A 17094-nucleotide genomic window follows, 5' to 3' on the forward strand; every position below is an offset into this window, starting at 1 on the left:
TTGCAGCACCCCCTGTTACCGGTGAATACCCCTTGAACTCGGCATTGTCCCCACGAGGTGAGATGTAGTGAACTCGCGCCAGCGCCGCGGCGTCATCCTGCTGGTCCTCTCGGTCCTGTGCGCCGTGGGCGCCTTCGCCGGAGTGCTCTCGGTGATCCGCGACGTGAACTCGAAGGTCGGCCCCGAGGTCGCGGCGTACCGCCTGAAGGACGACATCGCGCCCTACAAGGAGCTGTCGGCCGACCAGTTCGAGAAGGTCTCGATGCCCGAGCGGTGGCTGTCGGCCACCGCGGTCACCCGGCTCTCCCAGGTCCGCGGCAAGATCGCCGTCACGCAGCTGAAGAAGGGCTCGCTGCTCCAGACGGACATGATCGTCGACCGGCCCGCCCTGCAGGCCGGCCAGCAGGAGATCGCGATCCTGATCGACGCGGCGACCGGGGTGGCGGGCAAGATCAACCCGGGCTCGCGGGTCAACATCTACGCCACGTTCAAGGACGAGAGCGACAACGGCAAGGACCAGTCGAAGGTCATCGTGCAGAACGCCCGCGTCATCGACGTCGGCAAACTGACCGCGCTCGACCCCGGCCAGTCCAGCAACGACCGCCGCCGCACCGCCAGTGAGGCCGTCCCGATCACGTTCGCCCTCGACACCGCGGACGCCCAGCGCGTCGCGTACGCCGAGTCGTTCGCCGAACACGTCCGCCTCGCCCTGATCGCGGGCGGCGCCGACGCCACCGTCGCCCCCGGCGACCGCTCGTACACCCTCGACGAGGACAAGTAGGAGGCCATGATGCGCTCAGAGCCTGTGCTCCCAGTCCCCCCGAGGCCGTCACACGCGAGGTCGGGCCGATGACCATCCGCATCCTGCCCGCCGTCGGCGACATCGACTCGGCCCGTGCCCTCAGCACCCTCCTGAGCCAGCTCGCCGACGCCGAACCCGCCCCGCCGGTGCCCGACACCACGGCTCTGCTGGACACCCTGGCCCGGCTGGCCGCCGAGTCCCTCGACGAACTGCCCGAAGTCGTCCTGGTCCACGAGCGGATCGGCCCGGTCCCCGCGCTCGACGTCATCCGCGACGTGGTCATGCGCTTCCCGGCCGTCGGCGTCGTCCTCATCACCGCCGACACCAGCACCGGCGTCCTCACCGCGGCCATGGACTCCGGCGCGCGCGGCATCGTCGGCCTGCCGCTCGGCTACGACGCCCTCGCCGAACGCGTCCAGGCCGCCGCGGCCTGGTCCACCGGCATGCGCCGCCACCTGGGCAGCGCCACCCCCGAGCTGTACACGGGACCGGGCGGCTCGATCGTCACGGTGACCGGCGCGAAGGGCGGCGTCGGCGCGACCGTCACCGCCGTCCAGCTCGCCCTGGCCGCCCAGGCCTCGGGCCGCTCCGTCGCCCTGCTCGACCTGGACCTCCAGTCCGGCGACGTGGCCTCGTACCTGGACGTGCAGTTCCGCCGCTCCATCGCCGACCTCGCCGCGATCAGCGACATCAACCCGCGCGTCCTCCAGGACGCCGTCTACGCCCACGACACCGGCCTCGGCCTGCTCCTGGCCCCCGCCGAGGGCGAACGCGGCGAGGAGATCACCGACCGCGTCGCCCGGCAGGTCCTGGGCGCCCTGCGCTCCCGCTACGACCTCGTCGTCGTCGACTGCGGCGCCCAGCTGAACGCCGCGAACGCCGCCGCCGTCGAACTCGCCGACCAGGCCCTGCTCCTGGTCACCCCCGACGTCGTGGCCGTCCGCGCCGCCAAACGCATGGTCCGCATGTGGGACCGCCTCCAGATCCGCAAGGCGGAGGAGACCCGCACGGTCGTCAACCGCTTCGCCCGCGGTACGGAGATACAGCCGTCCCTGGTCGAACGCGTCACCGGCACCAAGGTCGTCCGCACCACGGTCCCCGCCGCCTTCAAGGAACTCCAGTCCGTCGTGGACGCGGGCCGGATGCAGGACCTGGACGCCCGCTCGACGGTCAAGCAGGCCCTGTGGGCGCTGGCGGGCGAGCTGGGCCTGATGGCCGAGCAGCCCGCGGGCGGCGGTGGCGGCCGGCGCCGCAAGGCCTCCGCGGACAAGGACAGGGGCTCCCTCTCCCTGCGCCGCAAGGGCGGCGACCGGGGCGCGGTCACCCTCGAATTCGCCGGCATGTTCCCGATCCTGCTGGTCGTGATGACGATCCTGTGGCAGTGCGCCCTGTACGGCTACACGTACTCCCTCGCCGGGAACGCGGCGGACGAGGCGGCACGGGCCGCGACCGCCGCGTACGCGATCGACGGGGACGTCGGCGGTGCCTGCAGCGCCGCCGGAGGGAAGCACCTGCCGGGTGCCTGGGACGGCGCCGGGATCGACTGCACCGTCGCGGGTCCCGTCATGAAGGCCACGGTGACCGCTCAGGTGCCCCTGTTCTTCCCGGGCTTCGACGCGGGCTGGACGGTCGAGGGCACGGCCGGAGCCGCACTGGAGGGGGACGACTGATGAAGCGCCTCGCGCAGCGCCTGCGGCGGCGGTTACGGGACCGGGACGACCGGGGCGTCTCCATGCTGGAGTTCGCCGGATTCCTGCCGATCCTGCTGCTCGTCGGGATGGCCGCCATCCAGCTCGGCCTGATCGGCTACGGCATCAACCAGGCAGGTTCGGCGGCGCGGGCCGCGGCACGGGCCGCCTCGCAGGGCGACGACGGGGGAGCGGCGGGGACGGCGGCGGTGAGCGGCTGGCTCAACCCGGACGTGTCGGCCGACGAGGGCGCCGACCTCACCACCGCGACGGTCACCCTCCAGGTCCCCGCCGTCATCCCCCTCCTGCCGAGCGTGACGGTGGAACGCCAGGCCACGATGCCCACCGACGACTGACCGCACGACCGACCCGCCGCACGACCGAGAGGAGTTGAAGACATGAGCCTGCGAGCCCGTATCGCCGCCCCCGAAGAGGGCGGAGCCGGCCGCGAGGACGGACACCTCGTCGCCGTCTACCGTGCCAAGCTGCTGGAGGAGATCGACCTCGCGGAGATGTCGAGCCTCGCGGCCGCCGAACGGCGCATACGCCTGGAGCGCGTCCTCGGGCACATCATCAGCCGCGAGGGCCCGGTCCTGTCGACCACCGAGCGCTCCCAGCTGATCCGCAGGGTCGTCGACGAGGCCCTGGGCCTGGGCGTCCTCGAACCCCTCCTCGCCGACCCGTCGATCACCGAGATCATGGTCAACGGCCCGGACTCCATCTTCGTGGAGCGCGCCGGACGCGTGGAACAGCTCCCGCTCCGCTTCGCCTCGAACGAGCAGCTGATGCAGACCATCGAGCGCATCGTCTCCACGGTCAACCGCCGCGTGGACGAGTCGAACCCGATGGTCGACGCCCGCCTCCCCACCGGGGAACGCGTCAACGTCATCATCCCGCCGCTCGCCCTCACCGGGCCCACCCTCACGATCCGCCGCTTCCCCCGCGCGTACACGCTCCCGGAGCTGATCGGTCTCGGCTCGCTCGACGAGCAGATGCTGATGCTGCTCGCGGCGTTCGTCCGCGCCCGTTTCAACGTCATCGTCAGCGGCGGTACGGGCTCGGGCAAGACCACGCTCCTCAACGCGCTCTCCGGACTCGTGCCGTCCCACGAGCGCATCATCACCATCGAGGACTCCGCGGAACTGCAGCTCCAGCAGGAGCATGTGATCCGCCTCGAATCCCGCCCCCCGAACGTGGAGGGCAAGGGCCAGATCACCATCCGTGACCTGGTCCGCAACTCCCTGCGCATGCGCCCCGACCGCATCATCGTCGGTGAGGTCCGCGGCGGCGAGACGCTCGACATGCTCCAGGCCATGTCGACGGGCCACGACGGCTCCCTCGCGACCGTCCACTCGAACTCCGCGGAGGACGCCCTGATGCGCCTCCAGACACTGGGCTCGATGTCCGAGGTGCAGATCCCCTTCGAGGCGCTCAAGGACCAGATCAACTCCGCGGTCGACGTCGTCGTCCAGCTCACCCGGCACGCCGACGGCTCCCGCAAGGTCACCGAGATCGCGCTGCTGGTCTCGCACGGCCGCGAACAGTTCCGCATCGTGCCCGTCACCCGGTTCGTCCCGCGCCCCACCGGCCCCGACCGGGTCGTCCACGGCCACTTCGAACACCTCCCGCTGCCCCGCTCGGTCGCGGAGAAGCTGTACGTCGCCAACGAGCCGCTGCCGCCCGCCTTCGGGGTGGCGGAGGCGATCGACGTCCTCAACACCCGGCAGGCGATCGGATGACACCCACCGGAACCTTCGAATCCGCCGCCGCAGCAGCCGCAGCCGCTGTCGCCGCTGTCGTCGGTGTCGCCGCAGTCCCGACCGAGAGGAGCGAGCCGTGAACAACGCGGTCCCCCTCGCCCTCGGCGCCACCATGCTGTGCGGCACGCTGGCCGTCGCGGGCGTCCACACGTACGCGTCCGGCCGCGCCCAGCGCCAGGCCCTCGTCGACCGACTCTCCGGCGGCGGCCCCCTGCGCACCGCCGCCGGCCGGGCCCGCCGCTTCGCCGCCGTCGACCGCCGGCTGCGCCGCACCCGGCTGGGCCGCACGATCCAGCTGCGCCTGTCGGCGACGGGACTCGACCTGACGGCCGGCGAGTTCTTCACCTACGTGGCCGCCGTGGTCGTCGCGCTCTGGCTGATCGCGGCGGCGGCCCTGGCCCCGTTCTTCGGCCCCATCGCGGGCCTGGTCGGCGTGTGGAGCGCCGCGATCTTCCTCAACTGGCAGCGCCAGAAACGCATCGAGGCCTTCATCAACCAGCTCCCGGACGTGGCCCGCCTGCTGGCCAACGCGGCGGCGGCGGGCCTCGCCCTGCGCACGGCCCTGGCGATGGCGGCGGAGGAACTGGAGGCCCCGGCGGGGGAGGAGCTGGCCCGGGTCGCGGACCAGCTGACCATGGGCCGCTCGGTCGACGACGCGCTCGGTGAACTGGCCGAACGCCTTCCGTCCCGCGAACTCGTCGTCCTCGTCACCACGCTGGTCCTGTCCAACAAGGCGGGCGGCACGGTCGTCAACTCCCTGCGGAACCTCACCAAGACCCTGGAGGACCGCAAGGAGACCCGCCGCGAGGTCCGCACGATGCTCTCCGAGGTCAACGCGACGGCCTTCACCGTGCCCCTCCTCGGCCTCGGCTCCCTCCTCCTCATCAACTCCTCGAACGAGGGCGCCCTGGCCAAGGTGACCGGCTCCCCGCTGGGCCAGACCCTGGTCCTGATCGCCATGGGCCTCTACACGATCGGCTTCTTCGTGATCCGCCGCCTCGGCAAGATCGAAGTGTGAGGAGGGAACCAGGATGATGGCTCTGCTGCTCGCCGCGCTGATGGGACTGGCCGTCGGAGGCTTCCTCCTCGGCATCCGCCTGTACCGCGCGGAGGCCAAGCTCCCCGGCGACATGGCCCTCGCGCTGGAGGTCGGCGGGACCCGCGTCTCGAAGGCGGACTCGGCCGTCGACCGCCTCGGCATGCGCTTCGCCCCGCTCGTCCTGCGCCTGATGGGCCCCCGCCGCGTGGACGCCAAACGCCGCCGCATCGACATGGCGGGCAACCCCGGCGGCCTGACCCTCAACCGCTACGCGGCCCGCCGCGCGGTGTACGGCGTCTTCGGCGTCCTGCTCTTCCTGATCTTCCTCTCCAACGGCCGGCCCCTCTTCGCCGTGATGGCGCTGGCGTTCGGCCTGCTGGCCGCCGACGTCCTGATCTGGCAGGCGGTCCGCGATCGCAAGGAGGTCATCGACCGGACCCTCCCCGACTTCCTGGACGTCCTGGCGGTCGTGGTGTCGGCGGGCCTCGGCTTCCGCCAGGCCCTGGAACGGGTCGCGGACCGCTACGAGGGCCCGTGGGCGGACGAGCTGCGCATCACCCTGCGCCAGATGGACATGGGCGTCAGCCGCCGCCAGGCCTTCGACGAACTGCGCAGGCGCAACTCCTCCGAGCAGGTCGCCCAGTTCGTGTCGGCGCTCCAGCAGGGCGAGGAGCTGGGCTCCCCGATCGCGGACACCCTGATCCAGCTCGCCACGGACATGCGCCGCACCGACGCCCAGAACTCCCGCCGCCGGGCGGCGAAGACGATCCCCAAGGCGACGATGGTCACGCTGGTCTTCATGCTCCCGGCCACGATGATCCTCATCGCCACGGGCATGTTCCTGGGCTCGGGAACGAACTTCGGCTCGATCCTGGGGCGTTGAGATGGGGGCCGGCAACTGGAAGTCCGCGTCGATGAGGCGCCCCGCGAAGGCGCCCCGCCAGGGGCCCTTCAAGGGGCGCGGGGCTGTGACATTTGGCGGCTCCGCCGCGGGGCGCGCCCAGCCACGACCGGCCCGCAGCCGACGAACGCCCCTTCTCCCCGGCGGCTCCGCCAAGTGGGCCACAGGCTACTTCGCGGACGACGCGGCAGCACCGGGCAGCATCCGCCTCCAACTCAACGCCCTCCAGGCCCTCTGCCGCCAGGCATTCGCGATCCGCCTCACCCTGATCGTGATAGGCGCCCCCTTCGCGACGGCGAACGCCGCGGACGGCTTCCCCCGCCACGCGGTCCTCACCGCCGCGGTCCTGGGAGTGATGGGCTCGTACGCCATGCTCAGGGACTGGGACAGATGCGCCCCCCAACTCCTCGCCCACCCCACCCTCATGGCGGTGGACCTGGTCTTCGGCGCGATACTCCTGCTCACGGCGTCCCCCGCGTCCCCCCTCGCGTACGCCGCGGTCTGTACCCCGCTCCTCTCGGGCCTCCTCTACGGCTGGCGCGGCTCCGGAGTCTTCACGGGACTCCAGCTGGTGGTCCTGCTGACGGTGTTCAGGGCGTGGGACCACCGTCCGGGCGCCGGCGCGAGCACCCTCCTGATCGCGGGCTTCTGCGTCGCGGCGGGCGTCATCGGCGTCACCCTGCGCAACCTGATGTTCCGCTTCGGCACGGCCAGCCAGGCGCTCGCGGAGGCGAACTCCCGCCTGGCGGTGGCGGAGGCGGTGGAGTCCGAGCGCGCCCGCCTGGCCCGGGAGATGCACGACTCGGTGGCGAAGACCCTGCACGGCCTCGCCCTGTCGGCGGAGGCCCTGGCGGTGGCGGCGGACAACGAGACGAACCCCCGGACCCTCAAGTCCCAGGCGACCGCGGTGGCGGGAGCGGCACGCAGGGCGGCGACGGAGTCCAGGGAACTCCTGACGGATCTGCGGGCCCACACGGCGATGTCCCACCCGCCGATGGACATGGTGACGGAACTGGCCGCGAGGGTCGCGGAGTTCGAGTCCCGTACGGGCATCGCGGCGACCTTCGTCCACCGGCCGGGCCCCCACCGGCCGGGCCCGGCCCTCGCCCTCCCTCCGGGCGCGCCCCGCCAACTCCTGGCGATCGCCTCGGAGGCACTGGAGAACACCCACCGCCATGCGAACGCGACGCACGTACGCGTGACGCTGGAGTGTTCGCGGTCCGCCCTGCGCCTGACGATGCGGGACGACGGCGAGGGCACGGCCGTCTCCCTGGACGACGTACGAGTCCTGGCGAATACCGGCCATTTCGGCCTGCTCGGAATGCTGGAGCGCGCGGCATCGGTGGCCGCGGAGCTCCACCTGCACAGCACCGCACACGGAGGCACGGAGGTCACGCTGACCCTCCTCTGCGCCCCCACCGTCCCCGCACCTCTCCCACGCTCTCCCCAAGAGGAGGCCGCTCATGCCTGACCAGGCACTTCCCGGCCCGCTCCTGCGCGTGCTGGTGGCCGACGACAATCCGGTCGTCCGGGCCGGTCTCGCGGCCCTGCTGAACGTCCATCCCGACATCCGGGTGGTGGCCCAGGCGGCCGACGGCGCGGAGGCGGTCGCCGCCGCGACCTGTCACCGCCCCGACGTGACCCTGCTGGACGTGCGCATGCCCGGCACCGACGGCCTGACCGCGCTTCCCCGGCTGGCGCGGCTGGCCCCGGTGATGATGCTGACGTACAGCCGTGAACCCGAGGTGGTGGCCGAGGCGTTGCGCCGGGGCGCGGTCGGCTATCTCGTGCACGGGGAGTTCACGGCGGATGAACTGATCACGGCGGTACGGGACCTGGGCGACGGGACGGCGACCTTCACCTCGTCCTCCGTCGGTGTCTCGGATTCGCTCGGTGTTTCGTACGAACCGAACCAAACCTCTTCGCAGCTGCAATCGGTTGTGGCACAGTCGTGGAAGGCTCGCCCCGGCTACGCGACGGGACTCCACCGTCGCGGCCACAACCGCCTGGATCACAACCTGAGTTCACGGGAGGTGGAGGTCATGGATCTCATTGCGGCCGGCATGAGCAACCAGCAGATCGCCGCCACGTGCTTCATCAGCGAGAAGACGGTGAAGAATCACATCAACCGCATCTTCGCAAAGCTGCACAGTTCTTCGCGCAGCGAAGCGATCGCCTGCTGGCTGGGCACCGCCCACGGGGGGTGGAACCGGTGACTCCGACGAGCGGAAGTTGGGCCCCTGGACCCACCCGCAGTAGGCGGATTCTCACGTACGGTGCGCGGGAAGGTAGTGGTTTTGGGTGGGAGGGAAGGGATCACTGTGACCAACAACCTGGAGCCGGAGACGTCCACGGGGCTGAAGCGAGCGCTTCACGGACGGGTCCGGACCGTGGCCTCCCGGATGCGCGGACGGGACCGGGACGCGGGAGCGGGCTTCGTGGAGTACGCGGGTCTGATGATCCTGATCGCCGGGATCTTCACCCTGATCGACGGCCTGGGTCTCGACGGACTGATCTCCGGCGCGATCCTGGACGCGGTCAATCAGGTCATCGGCGGCTGACTCCCGTTGCTCCCGCACGTCCCGCAACTCCCCGCCGGCCGCGCGGCGACCGGGGTTCGACTCTCCCGGTCTCCATCTGGCTGACGGGGATTCTGCTCTTCGCCGCGTTCGCCTTCTTCGCGTTCGCCCAGGCGGCGTCCGCCCGGAACGGAGCACAGTCCGCGGCGGACGCCGCCGCGTTGGCGGCCGCGCAGGACGCCAGGGACGAGCTGATGGAAGGCCTGGAAGGCGCCATCGGCGTGGACGACAAGTGGCTGGACTGGCTGGACGGCGACGGGTTCGACGGCGCCGGAGCCGCGGGCGCGGCCGGTGAGCTGGCCGCCCAGAACGACGCGAGCGTGACGGGGTTCGCACCCTATGCCGCGGCCGGGTTCCCCGGCTTCGAGGTGCAGATCGAGACCAACTACACGGTCGGGGACTCGATCATTCCGGGCACGGAGGGCATGCACGCGACCGCCGACGCGGCGGCCGTCATCAAACCCCGCTGCGACTTCGACGTGCCCGACGATCCGAAGGACGTCGTCGAACTGGATTGTGACGGCGACATTTTGGATATCGACCCCGAAGATTTCGATTTGGACGACCTTCCCGACGCGTCCGTGCTGTTCTCTGTGCAACTGGCCGAGTGAAAGGAAGCCGTACCGATGAACATTCGGCGCACCACGAAGGGCCGCACGGTACTGACCGCCGTGGCGATCACGACTGGGCTGGTCCTCACGGTGGCCGGCTGCGGCGGAGGTGGCGACGACGAGGGCTCGGACAAGAACACGTCGTCCTCCTCACCGGCGAAGAACGACGGGGGTGACGACAAGGAGAAGTCCGAGTCGCCCTCCGAGCAGCAGATCCTGGCCGAAGTGAAGAGCGGCGGCCTGACACTGGCCGTCACCTCGGCGAACAGGGACGACGGCGGCTTCGTCACCGTCGAGGGAACGGTGACCAACAACAGCGGAAAGTCGTGGGTGGCGGCGGACTGGCGGGGCGACGAGCGGGAGCTGGCCGGGAACGGCGGGTCCATCGCGGGGGCCAGCCTGGTCGACCAGACCGGCAAGAAGAAGTACCTCGTGCTGCGCGACACGGAGGGACGCTGCCTCTGCACCAGGTTCACCGGTGGCGTCCGGTCGGGCGAGACCACGGAGTGGTTCGCCCAGTTCCCCGCCCCACCCGAAGACACCACCAAGGTCTCCTTCCAGGTCGGCTCGATGCCCCCGGCCGCCGTCGAGATCTCCGAGGGCGAGTGACCATGCCCCTCACCCTCCGCACCACGTCGATCACCCTCACCGCCCTCACGACCCTCGTCTTCATGACGCCGCTGACCGCGGCCCAGGCGGAGGACGAGGACCCGAGCGCCCCGCCGGGCAGCGTCAGCACGTCCCCGCCACCGGAGGTGGACGCGAACAGCCCGGGGCTGAAGCTGGCCGACGGCGCGACGCTCGCCGGCGCCCGGGTGCTCGACATCAAGTCGGTCGTCGAGGACCTCGGCGGGGAGGAGCGGCGCGAGGACACGAACGAGAACGTGACGTTCGCGCTCCAGGCGGAGGTCCTCTTCCCGAAGGACAGCTCGAAGCTGAACCCGGAGGGGAACGCCCGCATCGCGGCGATCGCGAACGAGATCAAGTCCCAGAAGGCCACGAACGTCCGCGTCTTCGGCTTCACGGACAACCTCGGCTCGTACGCCCACGGCCTCACCCTCTCCAAGCGGCGGGCGGAGGTCGTGCACGAGCGACTGGCCTCGAACCTGGGCGGCATGAACGTCACCTTCGTGGTCCGCGGCTACAGCGAGGACTACCCGATCGCCGACAACACCTCGGAACAGGGCCGCAGAAAGAACCGCCGAGTGGAGGTCACGTTCCCGAAGGAGGGCTGAAACGGTGTGGGCCCCGCCCACCCCCCGGGTAGGAACAGGCCATGACCTCACTCGGTGCTGTCTTTCGGCCTCAACTGCCACCAGAACGTCTGCGGGAGCTGGCCCGCGCCGCGGACGACGCCGGGCTGGAGGAGCTCTGGCTGTGGGAGGACTGCTTCCTGGAAGGGGGCATCTCCGCCGCGGCGGCAGCCCTCGCCTGGACCGAACGGCTCCGCGTCGGAGTCGGCCTCCTCCCCGTGCCCCTGCGCAACGTGGCCGTCACCGCCATGGAGGCCGCCACCCTGCACCGGCTCTTCCCGGGCCGGCCCGTCCTGGGCGTCGGCCACGGCGTGCAGAGCTGGATGGGGCAGGTCGGCGCACGGGCCGAGTCGCCCGTGACGCTCCTGCGCGAGTACCTCGCCGCCCTGCGCGCCCTGCTCGCCGGTGAGCGCGTCACCACCGACGGCCGGTACGTGAAGCTCGACGGCGTCGCCCTCGACTGGCCCCCGCCCGCGCCCGTGCCGATCCTCGCGGGAGCCACCGGCCCCCGCTCGCTCAAGCTCTCCGGAGAGGCCGCGGACGGCACGATCCTCACCGCCGGTACGCCACCCGACGGTGTACGCAAGGCCCGTCAGCTCATCGACGAGGGGCGCGCGTCGGCCTCCCGTACCGACGCCCCGCACACCGTCGTCGTCTACCTCCTCACCGCCACCGGCCCCGGCGCCGCCGCCCGTCTCCAGGCCGAACTGGAAGCCGAGGGCGTGGCATCGGTCCCGGACCTCGGTGTCGCCGGGGACGCCGGCGCCGTCGCGAAGGCCGTGCAGCGCCTCACGGAGGCGGGCGCCGATACGGTCGTCCTCCAGCCCACCGCGGACGAACCGGACCCCGAGGGCTTCATCCGCTTCACCGCCGAAGAGGTACGCCCTCTTGTGCCCTGAGTGACGGCCACGGCACGGCGACTGTCAGTGCCCCCTGCCAGACTCCCCAGGTATGACCGAACACGCGCACACCCAAGCGGACGTACGGCTGAGACCCGTGGCGGAAGCCGACCTGGAGGCGTTCTTCGAACAGGAGCAGGACCCCGAGGCGACCCGCCGGTCGAGATTCCCCGCCCGGCCGCGCGGGCGCTTCATGACCCACTGGGCCACCCGCATCCTCGGCGACGACACCGTCCTCGTACGGACGGTCGACGTGGCCGGCGCCCCGGCCGGTCACATCGTCGCCTGGTGGGAGGCGGGCGGAGACGGGAAGGAGGACCGGCGCTTCGTCGGGTACTGGCTCGGGCGGCCCTACTGGGGTAGGGGCATCGGCACCCGGGCCCTCGCCCTGTTCCTCCGCGAGGAGAGCAACCGCCCCCTCTACGCCGACCCCTTCACCGAGAACACCGCCTCGGTCCGCCTGCTGGAACACCACGGCTTCCGCCACACCGGCACGGTCCGCCACGGGGAGGACGTCCACGCCCTCCTCGTACTCGACGAGGAGCCGGTACCCGACGGGTCCCCGACACGGGAGTAGCCCCGCAGGAAACCTGTCGCGCCCCGCACGCACCTCCTGTCACCATCGCCCGATGAGGCCCTTCCAAGAACTCGTCGCCGAAGCCGAGGCCGCCCCCACCGAGGGGTGGGACTTCTCGTGGTTCGAGGGGCGGGCCACCGAGGAACGGCCCTCCTGGGGGTACGCGCGCGCCATGGGAGAGCGCCTCGCCCACGCGGACGCCGCTCTCGACATCCAGACCGGCGGCGGGGAAGTCCTGGCCTCCGCGGGGAAGTTGCCCGCGCTCACGGTCGCCACCGAGGGCTGGCCCCCGAACGTCGCCAAGGCCACCGCCCTGCTCCATCCGCTCGGTGCGGTCGTCGTGGCCGCCGCGGAGGACGCCCCGCTGCCGTTCGGTGACCGGGCCTTCGACCTCGTCGTGAGCCGGCACCCGGTGACGCCGCACTGGACGGAGATCGCCCGCGTCCTCACACCGGGCGGTACGTACTTCGCCCAGCACGTGGGCCCCCGCAGCGCTTTCGAGATCGTCGAGTACTTCCTCGGCCCGCGGGCCGGTGATCCGGAAACAGGCCGCGGCACCCGCCACCCCGACCGCGAGCGCGCCGGCGCCGAGGCGGCCGGTCTGCGGATCGTCGACCTGAAGGCGGCGCGGCTGCGGATGGAGTTCCACGACATCGGGGCCGTCGTGCACTTCCTGCGGAAGGTGGTGTGGATGGTGCCGGACTTCACCGTCGACCGGTACCGGCGGCAACTACTGCGCCTGCACGAGCAGATCGAGACGGAGGGCCCGTTCGTGGCCCACAGCACCCGCCACCTCATCGAGGCCCGCAAGCCCGAAGCCTGACCAGCCCCGCCCCGGCCCGCACACCGAGACGGTCACGTCAGGACGGTCACGCCTCGTCCCGCAGCCCCAGCCGCAGATGCTCCACGTGGTGCAGCGCCTGCTCCAGCAGTTCCGCCACGTGGTGGTCGTACAGCGCGTACACGATCGACCGGCCGCGCCGCTCTCCCGTGACGAGTCCCAGGTTCCGCAGCAGCCGCAGCTGGTGGGAGCACGCCGACTGTTCCAGGTCCGCCGCCTCGGCGAGTTCGCCTACCGCGCACGGGCCCTCCCGCAGGCGCGCCAGGATGCGCAGCCGGGACGGCGTGGCCAGGGCCTGGAGCGTCGCCGCGACGTCCGCGGCGCCGACGGCGTCCAGACGGTCGCGGATGCTGCTCTTCGCATCGACTCCATGACCCATGCCGACATCGTAGCGAGACGACCGCGCCGACCATCGAAATCCATCAGGCATAGATGAAGATGTATTCATGTGTTCCTGTATGGTGGCGCTCGTGCAGCCCTCCGACACCCGTCTCCTCGCCCTGCCCGAAGCCCGCTGGGCCGCCGTCTCCACGGCGGCCTTCCTGGTCGCGCTCCCGCTCCAACTGCTGGGCGCGACCCCCTGGCTGTGGGGCCCGCTCTACGCCGCCGCCTATCTGGCGGGCGGCTGGGAGCCCGCGCTCGAAGGGCTCAGGGCGCTGCGCGGGAAGACCCTCGACGTCGACCTGCTGATGATCGTCGCGGCGCTCGGCGCGGCCTCGATCGGGCAGGTCATGGACGGCGCGCTGCTCATCGTCATCTTCGCCACCTCGGGCGCGATGGAGGCACTGGCCACCGCCCGCACCGAGGACAGCGTCCGCGGCCTCCTCGGTCTTGCGCCCCCGACGGCCACCCGGCTGCACTCCGTGGGGGGCGCGGCGGACGAGGGGGAGAGGGAGGAAACCGTCGAGGCGTCCGCGCTCGCCGTCGGCGACGTGATCCTCGTACGGCCCGGTGAGCGCGTCGGGGCCGACGGCCGCGTTCTCGACGGTACGAGCGACATCGACCAGGCGACCATCACCGGCGAACCCCTGCCCGTACCGAAGGCGGTCGGCGACGAGGTCTTCGCCGGGACACTGAACGGGACCGGCGCCCTGCGCGTCCGCGTCGAGCGCGACCCCTCCGACACGGTCATCGCGCGGGTCGTCGCCCTCGTCGAGGAGGCGTCCCGCACGAAGGCCCCCACCCAGCTCTTCGTCGAGCGGATCGAACACCGCTACGCGCTCGGCATGGTGGCCGCCACCGTCCTCGTCTTCACGATTCCGCTCGCCCTCGGCGCCGACCTCACCGGGGCGCTCCTGCGCGCCATGACCTTCATGATCGTCGCCTCGCCGTGCGCGGTGGTCCTGGCGACGATGCCGCCGCTCCTGTCGGCCATCGCCACCGCGGGCCGCCACGGCGTGCTCATCAAGTCCGCCGTCGTGATGGAACGCCTCGGGCAGAGCGACCGGGTCGCCTACGACAAGACCGGCACGCTCACCGAGGGCACCCCGCACCTCGTCAAGATCCTCCCCGAGTCCGGCTTCTCGGAGAACGAGCTGCTCTCCCTCGCGGCTTCCGCCGAGCGCCGCAGCGAGCACCCGCTGGCCCGCGCGATCGTGGCCGCCGCGCACGACCTCCCGCGCGAGGAGGCACACGGCGGGACCCGCGAGCAGGCGTACGAGCAGGTGTACGACTTCCGGTCCGCGCCCGGCTGCGGAGTCACCGCGACCGTCGCCGGACGCGAGGTGGCGGTCGGTTCGCCCGAGCGTCTCGGCGAGGGGGCGGCGGTCCCCGACACCGACGGCACGGCGGTCGTGGTGCGCGTGGACGGCGTACGCGCGGGCTGGCTGCTCCTCGCCGACCGGCTCCGCCCCGGCGCCCCCGAAGCCGTCACCGCGCTGAACCGCCTCACCACCGCCCCGCCCACCCTCCTCACCGGCGACAACTCCCGGGCCGCGCACTCCATCGCCGAGCGGACCGGCATCCCCTCCGACGGCGTACGCGCCGGTCTGCTCCCGCACGAGAAGGCCGAAGCGGTACGGGATCTGGGCGGCCGGGTGCTCTTCGTCGGCGACGGGGTGAACGACGCCCCCGCCCTGGCCGCCGCCCACACCGGCATCGCGATGGGCCGCGCGGGCTCGGACCTGGCCCTGGAGACCGCGGACGCCGTACTCGTCCACGACGACCTCACCGCCGTCCCGAAGGCGGTCGCCCTCTCCCGCCGTGCCCGGCGCCTGGTCGTGCAGAACCTGTGCCTGGCGGGGGCGTTCATCGGCGTCCTGGTCGTCTGGGACCTCGCGGGCCATCTGCCGCTGCCCCTCGGCGTCGCGGGCCACGAGGGCTCCACGATCCTGGTCGGGCTCAACGGCCTGCGGCTGCTGCGGGAGAGCGCCTGGCGCGAGTAGGTCCCCGAGCACTCGTCCCTGGGCACTCGTCCTCGCGCACTTCTCGTCCGGTCAGGCGTGCGCCCCGGCCGTCACCTTCCCCACCACCAGTTCCGGCCTCGCCTCCAGGATCTCGCCCACCCGCTCGACCTGTTCACCCAGTTCCTTCTCCTGCGCGCCGGTCAGCCGTCCCAGCGGCTCCACCGTCACCGTCGTCCGCTTCCCCTGCCGCCGCTGGTGCCAGACCCCCGCGACCACCCCGTCGACGAGCAGCACGGGAAAGTTCCCCGCCTGTCCGCCGGCCAGGGCCCGCCGGTAGGCGGCGCCGGGGAACATCCGCTCGCGCGGCTGGGCGGCGACGGCGTACGCGTCGAAGTAGGGGAGGAGCCGCACGCCCCGTACGGGCTCGGTGGGGAAGTCCTTGTCGCCCGCCACCACCCAGGCCGGTGTCCCCTCGAAGTCGACCTCCTCGATCCCGCCGGACGCGGCCAGTGACGAGAAGAGGGCGGCGGCCCAACCCCGCGGCGCGGCGGCCCACTTGGCGAAGTGCTGCGGCGCCGCCGGACCGTACGCGCGCAGATAGTGGCGTACGAGGAGGGCGAGAGCCTCGTCGGCGGGGAGCGGGTCGAAGTGCGGCGGGCGGGTGTACGTCGCCTTGCGGCCCCGGTCGGGGGCGAAGCACAGGGCGCCGGACTGGCCCGTGCGGTGCATCACCTGGCGCCAGCGCGGCCACTTGCCCTGGAACGCCTCCATCACCAGGTCCCCGGCCCACGGTCCGGTGCGGGCCACGACCTCCTCGGACAGCTCGTCGATGGTCAGCTGCCGTCCTTCGAGGGCGTCGCCGACCGCGGCGACGACCTGTTCCTCCTGCGCGGGGGTCATGCGCACCGCCGGGTTCGGGCTCGTGCCGTGCGGCACGGCGGTCAGGGCGGCGGTCCAGAAGGGGAGTTCGTCGGTGGCGAGGAGATGGATCGTGCCCCGCGGGCCGTACGTCTTCACCAGGCTCCGGTCCTCCCACAGCGCCGCCCGCACGTCCTGGCGGGTCGCGCCGCCGAGCCGCAGGGCCAGGGAGAGCTCGGCCGCCGACAGGACCTGCGCGTGCACGGCGAGCAGCGTGGACGCGACCGCGGCGACGGAGGTGCCGGACCGCGCGGGCCGGGACAGCAGTTGACGCCCGTGGCGCCGCGCGCTCGCCTCGTCCCAGGTGACCCTCGTGAACTTCGATGTCATGGCGGGGACGCTAGAGGGGAACTAGGTCAGATCCTGGCCGCTGAGGCCGACGGCCGCACAACCTGACGTCCACATGCGGTCAAATGGTAATCAATCGACGAGTGACGGAAATTACCTGCTGTAAAGACTCAAGAGGGAGCAAATAGCGTCAACTCCTTCCGGGGGTCGGGCGGGTCGGCTGCAAAAATCCCTGAAACGCACACAGAGTTTCCACATCGTTATGCCGATTGGCTCATTCCGCTCTCGCGGGTCCCGTAAGTTCGGTCCAAGGCAATTCGCGCCAGCAAAGCTGCGCGGGACGGCACCGCGCTGCGGAGGGGGCTGCGCGGTGCCCGCCACACCCCTTGATTCCCGGGGGCGGAGGCGGTCGCCACCCGGCCGCGTCACTCTTGGGGCGTACGTCCGAGGCGGATGGGTCAACGCGCCATATCCTCGTGCGAACCCCCTGGTTCTCTTCGAATTCTCCTCGATCTCCTTCGAATTCGCTGTGAATCGGCCATGATCTGCCACTGAATGAACGCTTCCACTCCCACGCAGACGACGTCAGCCGA

18 protein-coding genes are annotated in these 17094 nt (G+C 71.6%); 16 read left to right on the forward strand and 2 right to left on the reverse strand.

What is annotated here, in order from left to right:
• Nucleotides 1-67 precede the first annotated feature (67 nt).
• The 15 genes from cpaB (at nucleotide 68) to ACZ60E_RS21145 (ending at nucleotide 12932) form a co-directional block, all read left to right on the forward strand.
• The gene (gene cpaB / locus ACZ60E_RS21075; RefSeq protein WP_384812221.1) at nucleotides 68-781 is read left to right on the forward strand and encodes a Flp pilus assembly protein CpaB; all 714 of its coding nucleotides are present in this window, start codon (nucleotides 68-70) and stop codon (nucleotides 779-781) included.
• A gap of 68 nt (nucleotides 782-849) precedes the next feature.
• Nucleotides 850-2472, forward strand: coding sequence for a CpaE/TadZ family protein (locus tag ACZ60E_RS21080; RefSeq protein WP_453794143.1), 1623 nt, complete (start codon nucleotides 850-852; stop codon nucleotides 2470-2472).
• Complete coding sequence (locus ACZ60E_RS21085) at nucleotides 2472-2846, forward strand: TadE/TadG family type IV pilus assembly protein (RefSeq protein WP_469442313.1); 375 nt, start codon at nucleotides 2472-2474, stop codon at nucleotides 2844-2846. The genes ACZ60E_RS21080 and ACZ60E_RS21085 overlap by 1 nt, the downstream gene beginning before the upstream one ends.
• A 42-nt stretch (nucleotides 2847-2888) precedes the next feature.
• Complete coding sequence (locus tag ACZ60E_RS21090; RefSeq protein ID WP_453794144.1) at nucleotides 2889-4229, forward strand: CpaF family protein; 1341 nt, start codon at nucleotides 2889-2891, stop codon at nucleotides 4227-4229.
• Nucleotides 4230-4362: 133 nt separating this feature from the next.
• The gene (locus tag ACZ60E_RS21095; protein WP_384812304.1) at nucleotides 4363-5268 is read left to right on the forward strand and encodes a type II secretion system F family protein; all 906 of its coding nucleotides are present in this window, start codon (nucleotides 4363-4365) and stop codon (nucleotides 5266-5268) included.
• A gap of 13 nt (nucleotides 5269-5281) precedes the next feature.
• Nucleotides 5282-6172 (forward strand): DUF5936 domain-containing protein, encoded by an 891-nt coding sequence (locus tag ACZ60E_RS21100; RefSeq protein ID WP_469442316.1) that lies wholly within the window; start codon nucleotides 5282-5284, stop codon nucleotides 6170-6172.
• Nucleotides 6173-6203: 31 nt separating this feature from the next.
• A complete protein-coding gene (locus ACZ60E_RS21105) occupies nucleotides 6204-7661 on the forward strand; it encodes a sensor histidine kinase (protein ID WP_469442319.1) in 1458 nt (485 codons plus the stop codon).
• Nucleotides 7654-8406: a response regulator gene (locus ACZ60E_RS21110; protein WP_469442321.1), complete on the forward strand. Its 753-nt coding sequence runs from the start codon at nucleotides 7654-7656 to the stop codon at nucleotides 8404-8406. Before ACZ60E_RS21105 ends, ACZ60E_RS21110 begins: the two co-directional genes overlap by 8 nt.
• A gap of 141 nt (nucleotides 8407-8547) precedes the next feature.
• Nucleotides 8548-8751, forward strand: a complete 204-nt coding sequence (locus ACZ60E_RS21115) for a hypothetical protein (protein ID WP_384812306.1) — start codon at nucleotides 8548-8550, stop codon at nucleotides 8749-8751.
• 92 nt (nucleotides 8752-8843) lie between these two features.
• Entirely contained in the window at nucleotides 8844-9380 is a 537-nt protein-coding gene (locus ACZ60E_RS21120; protein WP_384812309.1) for a pilus assembly protein TadG-related protein, read from the forward strand.
• A 15-nt stretch (nucleotides 9381-9395) separates the two neighbouring features.
• Nucleotides 9396-9989, forward strand: a complete 594-nt coding sequence (locus tag ACZ60E_RS21125) for a hypothetical protein (protein WP_469442323.1) — start codon at nucleotides 9396-9398, stop codon at nucleotides 9987-9989.
• A gap of 62 nt (nucleotides 9990-10051) precedes the next feature.
• A complete protein-coding gene (locus ACZ60E_RS21130) occupies nucleotides 10052-10615 on the forward strand; it encodes an OmpA family protein (RefSeq protein WP_384812312.1) in 564 nt (187 codons plus the stop codon).
• A 41-nt stretch (nucleotides 10616-10656) separates the two neighbouring features.
• Nucleotides 10657-11532: an LLM class flavin-dependent oxidoreductase gene (locus ACZ60E_RS21135; RefSeq protein ID WP_469442324.1), complete on the forward strand. Its 876-nt coding sequence runs from the start codon at nucleotides 10657-10659 to the stop codon at nucleotides 11530-11532.
• Between the two features lie 52 nt (nucleotides 11533-11584).
• Entirely contained in the window at nucleotides 11585-12109 is a 525-nt protein-coding gene (locus tag ACZ60E_RS21140) for a GNAT family N-acetyltransferase (protein WP_469442326.1), read from the forward strand.
• Nucleotides 12110-12161: 52 nt separating this feature from the next.
• Nucleotides 12162-12932, forward strand: a complete 771-nt coding sequence (locus ACZ60E_RS21145) for a methyltransferase domain-containing protein (RefSeq protein ID WP_469442328.1) — start codon at nucleotides 12162-12164, stop codon at nucleotides 12930-12932.
• Nucleotides 12933-12978: 46 nt separating this feature from the next.
• On the opposite strand, the gene ACZ60E_RS21150 is transcribed toward ACZ60E_RS21145, so the two are convergent.
• Entirely contained in the window at nucleotides 12979-13329 is a 351-nt protein-coding gene (locus tag ACZ60E_RS21150) for an ArsR/SmtB family transcription factor (protein ID WP_189769352.1), read from the reverse strand.
• Between the two features lie 67 nt (nucleotides 13330-13396).
• Between ACZ60E_RS21150 and ACZ60E_RS21155 the strand changes: the two genes are divergently transcribed.
• Nucleotides 13397-15334, forward strand: coding sequence for a heavy metal translocating P-type ATPase (locus ACZ60E_RS21155; RefSeq protein WP_469442330.1), 1938 nt, complete (start codon nucleotides 13397-13399; stop codon nucleotides 15332-15334).
• A 51-nt stretch (nucleotides 15335-15385) separates the two neighbouring features.
• Here the strand turns inward: ACZ60E_RS21155 and ACZ60E_RS21160 are convergent, their stop codons facing one another.
• Nucleotides 15386-16543 carry a winged helix DNA-binding domain-containing protein gene (locus ACZ60E_RS21160; protein WP_469442332.1) on the reverse strand — a complete coding sequence of 386 codons (1158 nt, stop codon included), beginning with the start codon at nucleotides 16541-16543 and terminating at the stop codon, nucleotides 15386-15388.
• Between the last annotated feature and the right edge of the window lie 551 nt (nucleotides 16544-17094).

The sequence above is a fragment of the Streptomyces sp. NPDC102514 genome (assembly GCF_055584525.1).

Bases quoted from the DNA above. Each gene is read 5' to 3' on its own strand.
- ACZ60E_RS21080 (WP_453794143.1), top strand. From the start codon at position 850: ATGACCATCCGCATCCTGCCCGCCGTCGGCGACATCGACTCGGCCCGT.
- ACZ60E_RS21085 (WP_469442313.1), top strand. From the start codon at position 2,472: ATGAAGCGCCTCGCGCAGCGCCTGCGGCGGCGGTTACGGGACCGGGAC.
- ACZ60E_RS21110 (WP_469442321.1), top strand. From the start codon at position 7,654: ATGCCTGACCAGGCACTTCCCGGCCCGCTCCTGCGCGTGCTGGTGGCC.
- ACZ60E_RS21160 (WP_469442332.1), bottom strand. From the start codon at position 16,543: ATGACATCGAAGTTCACGAGGGTCACCTGGGACGAGGCGAGCGCGCGG.
- ACZ60E_RS21105 (WP_469442319.1), top strand. From the start codon at position 6,204: ATGAGGCGCCCCGCGAAGGCGCCCCGCCAGGGGCCCTTCAAGGGGCGC.
- ACZ60E_RS21130 (WP_384812312.1), top strand. From the start codon at position 10,052: ATGACGCCGCTGACCGCGGCCCAGGCGGAGGACGAGGACCCGAGCGCC.
- ACZ60E_RS21135 (WP_469442324.1), top strand. From the start codon at position 10,657: ATGACCTCACTCGGTGCTGTCTTTCGGCCTCAACTGCCACCAGAACGT.
- ACZ60E_RS21125 (WP_469442323.1), top strand. From the start codon at position 9,396: ATGAACATTCGGCGCACCACGAAGGGCCGCACGGTACTGACCGCCGTG.
- ACZ60E_RS21140 (WP_469442326.1), top strand. From the start codon at position 11,585: ATGACCGAACACGCGCACACCCAAGCGGACGTACGGCTGAGACCCGTG.
- ACZ60E_RS21145 (WP_469442328.1), top strand. From the start codon at position 12,162: ATGAGGCCCTTCCAAGAACTCGTCGCCGAAGCCGAGGCCGCCCCCACC.
- ACZ60E_RS21095 (WP_384812304.1), top strand. From the start codon at position 4,363: ATGCTGTGCGGCACGCTGGCCGTCGCGGGCGTCCACACGTACGCGTCC.
- ACZ60E_RS21100 (WP_469442316.1), top strand. From the start codon at position 5,282: ATGATGGCTCTGCTGCTCGCCGCGCTGATGGGACTGGCCGTCGGAGGC.
- ACZ60E_RS21090 (WP_453794144.1), top strand. From the start codon at position 2,889: ATGAGCCTGCGAGCCCGTATCGCCGCCCCCGAAGAGGGCGGAGCCGGC.
- ACZ60E_RS21155 (WP_469442330.1), top strand. From the start codon at position 13,397: ATGTGTTCCTGTATGGTGGCGCTCGTGCAGCCCTCCGACACCCGTCTC.
- ACZ60E_RS21150 (WP_189769352.1), bottom strand. From the start codon at position 13,329: ATGGGTCATGGAGTCGATGCGAAGAGCAGCATCCGCGACCGTCTGGAC.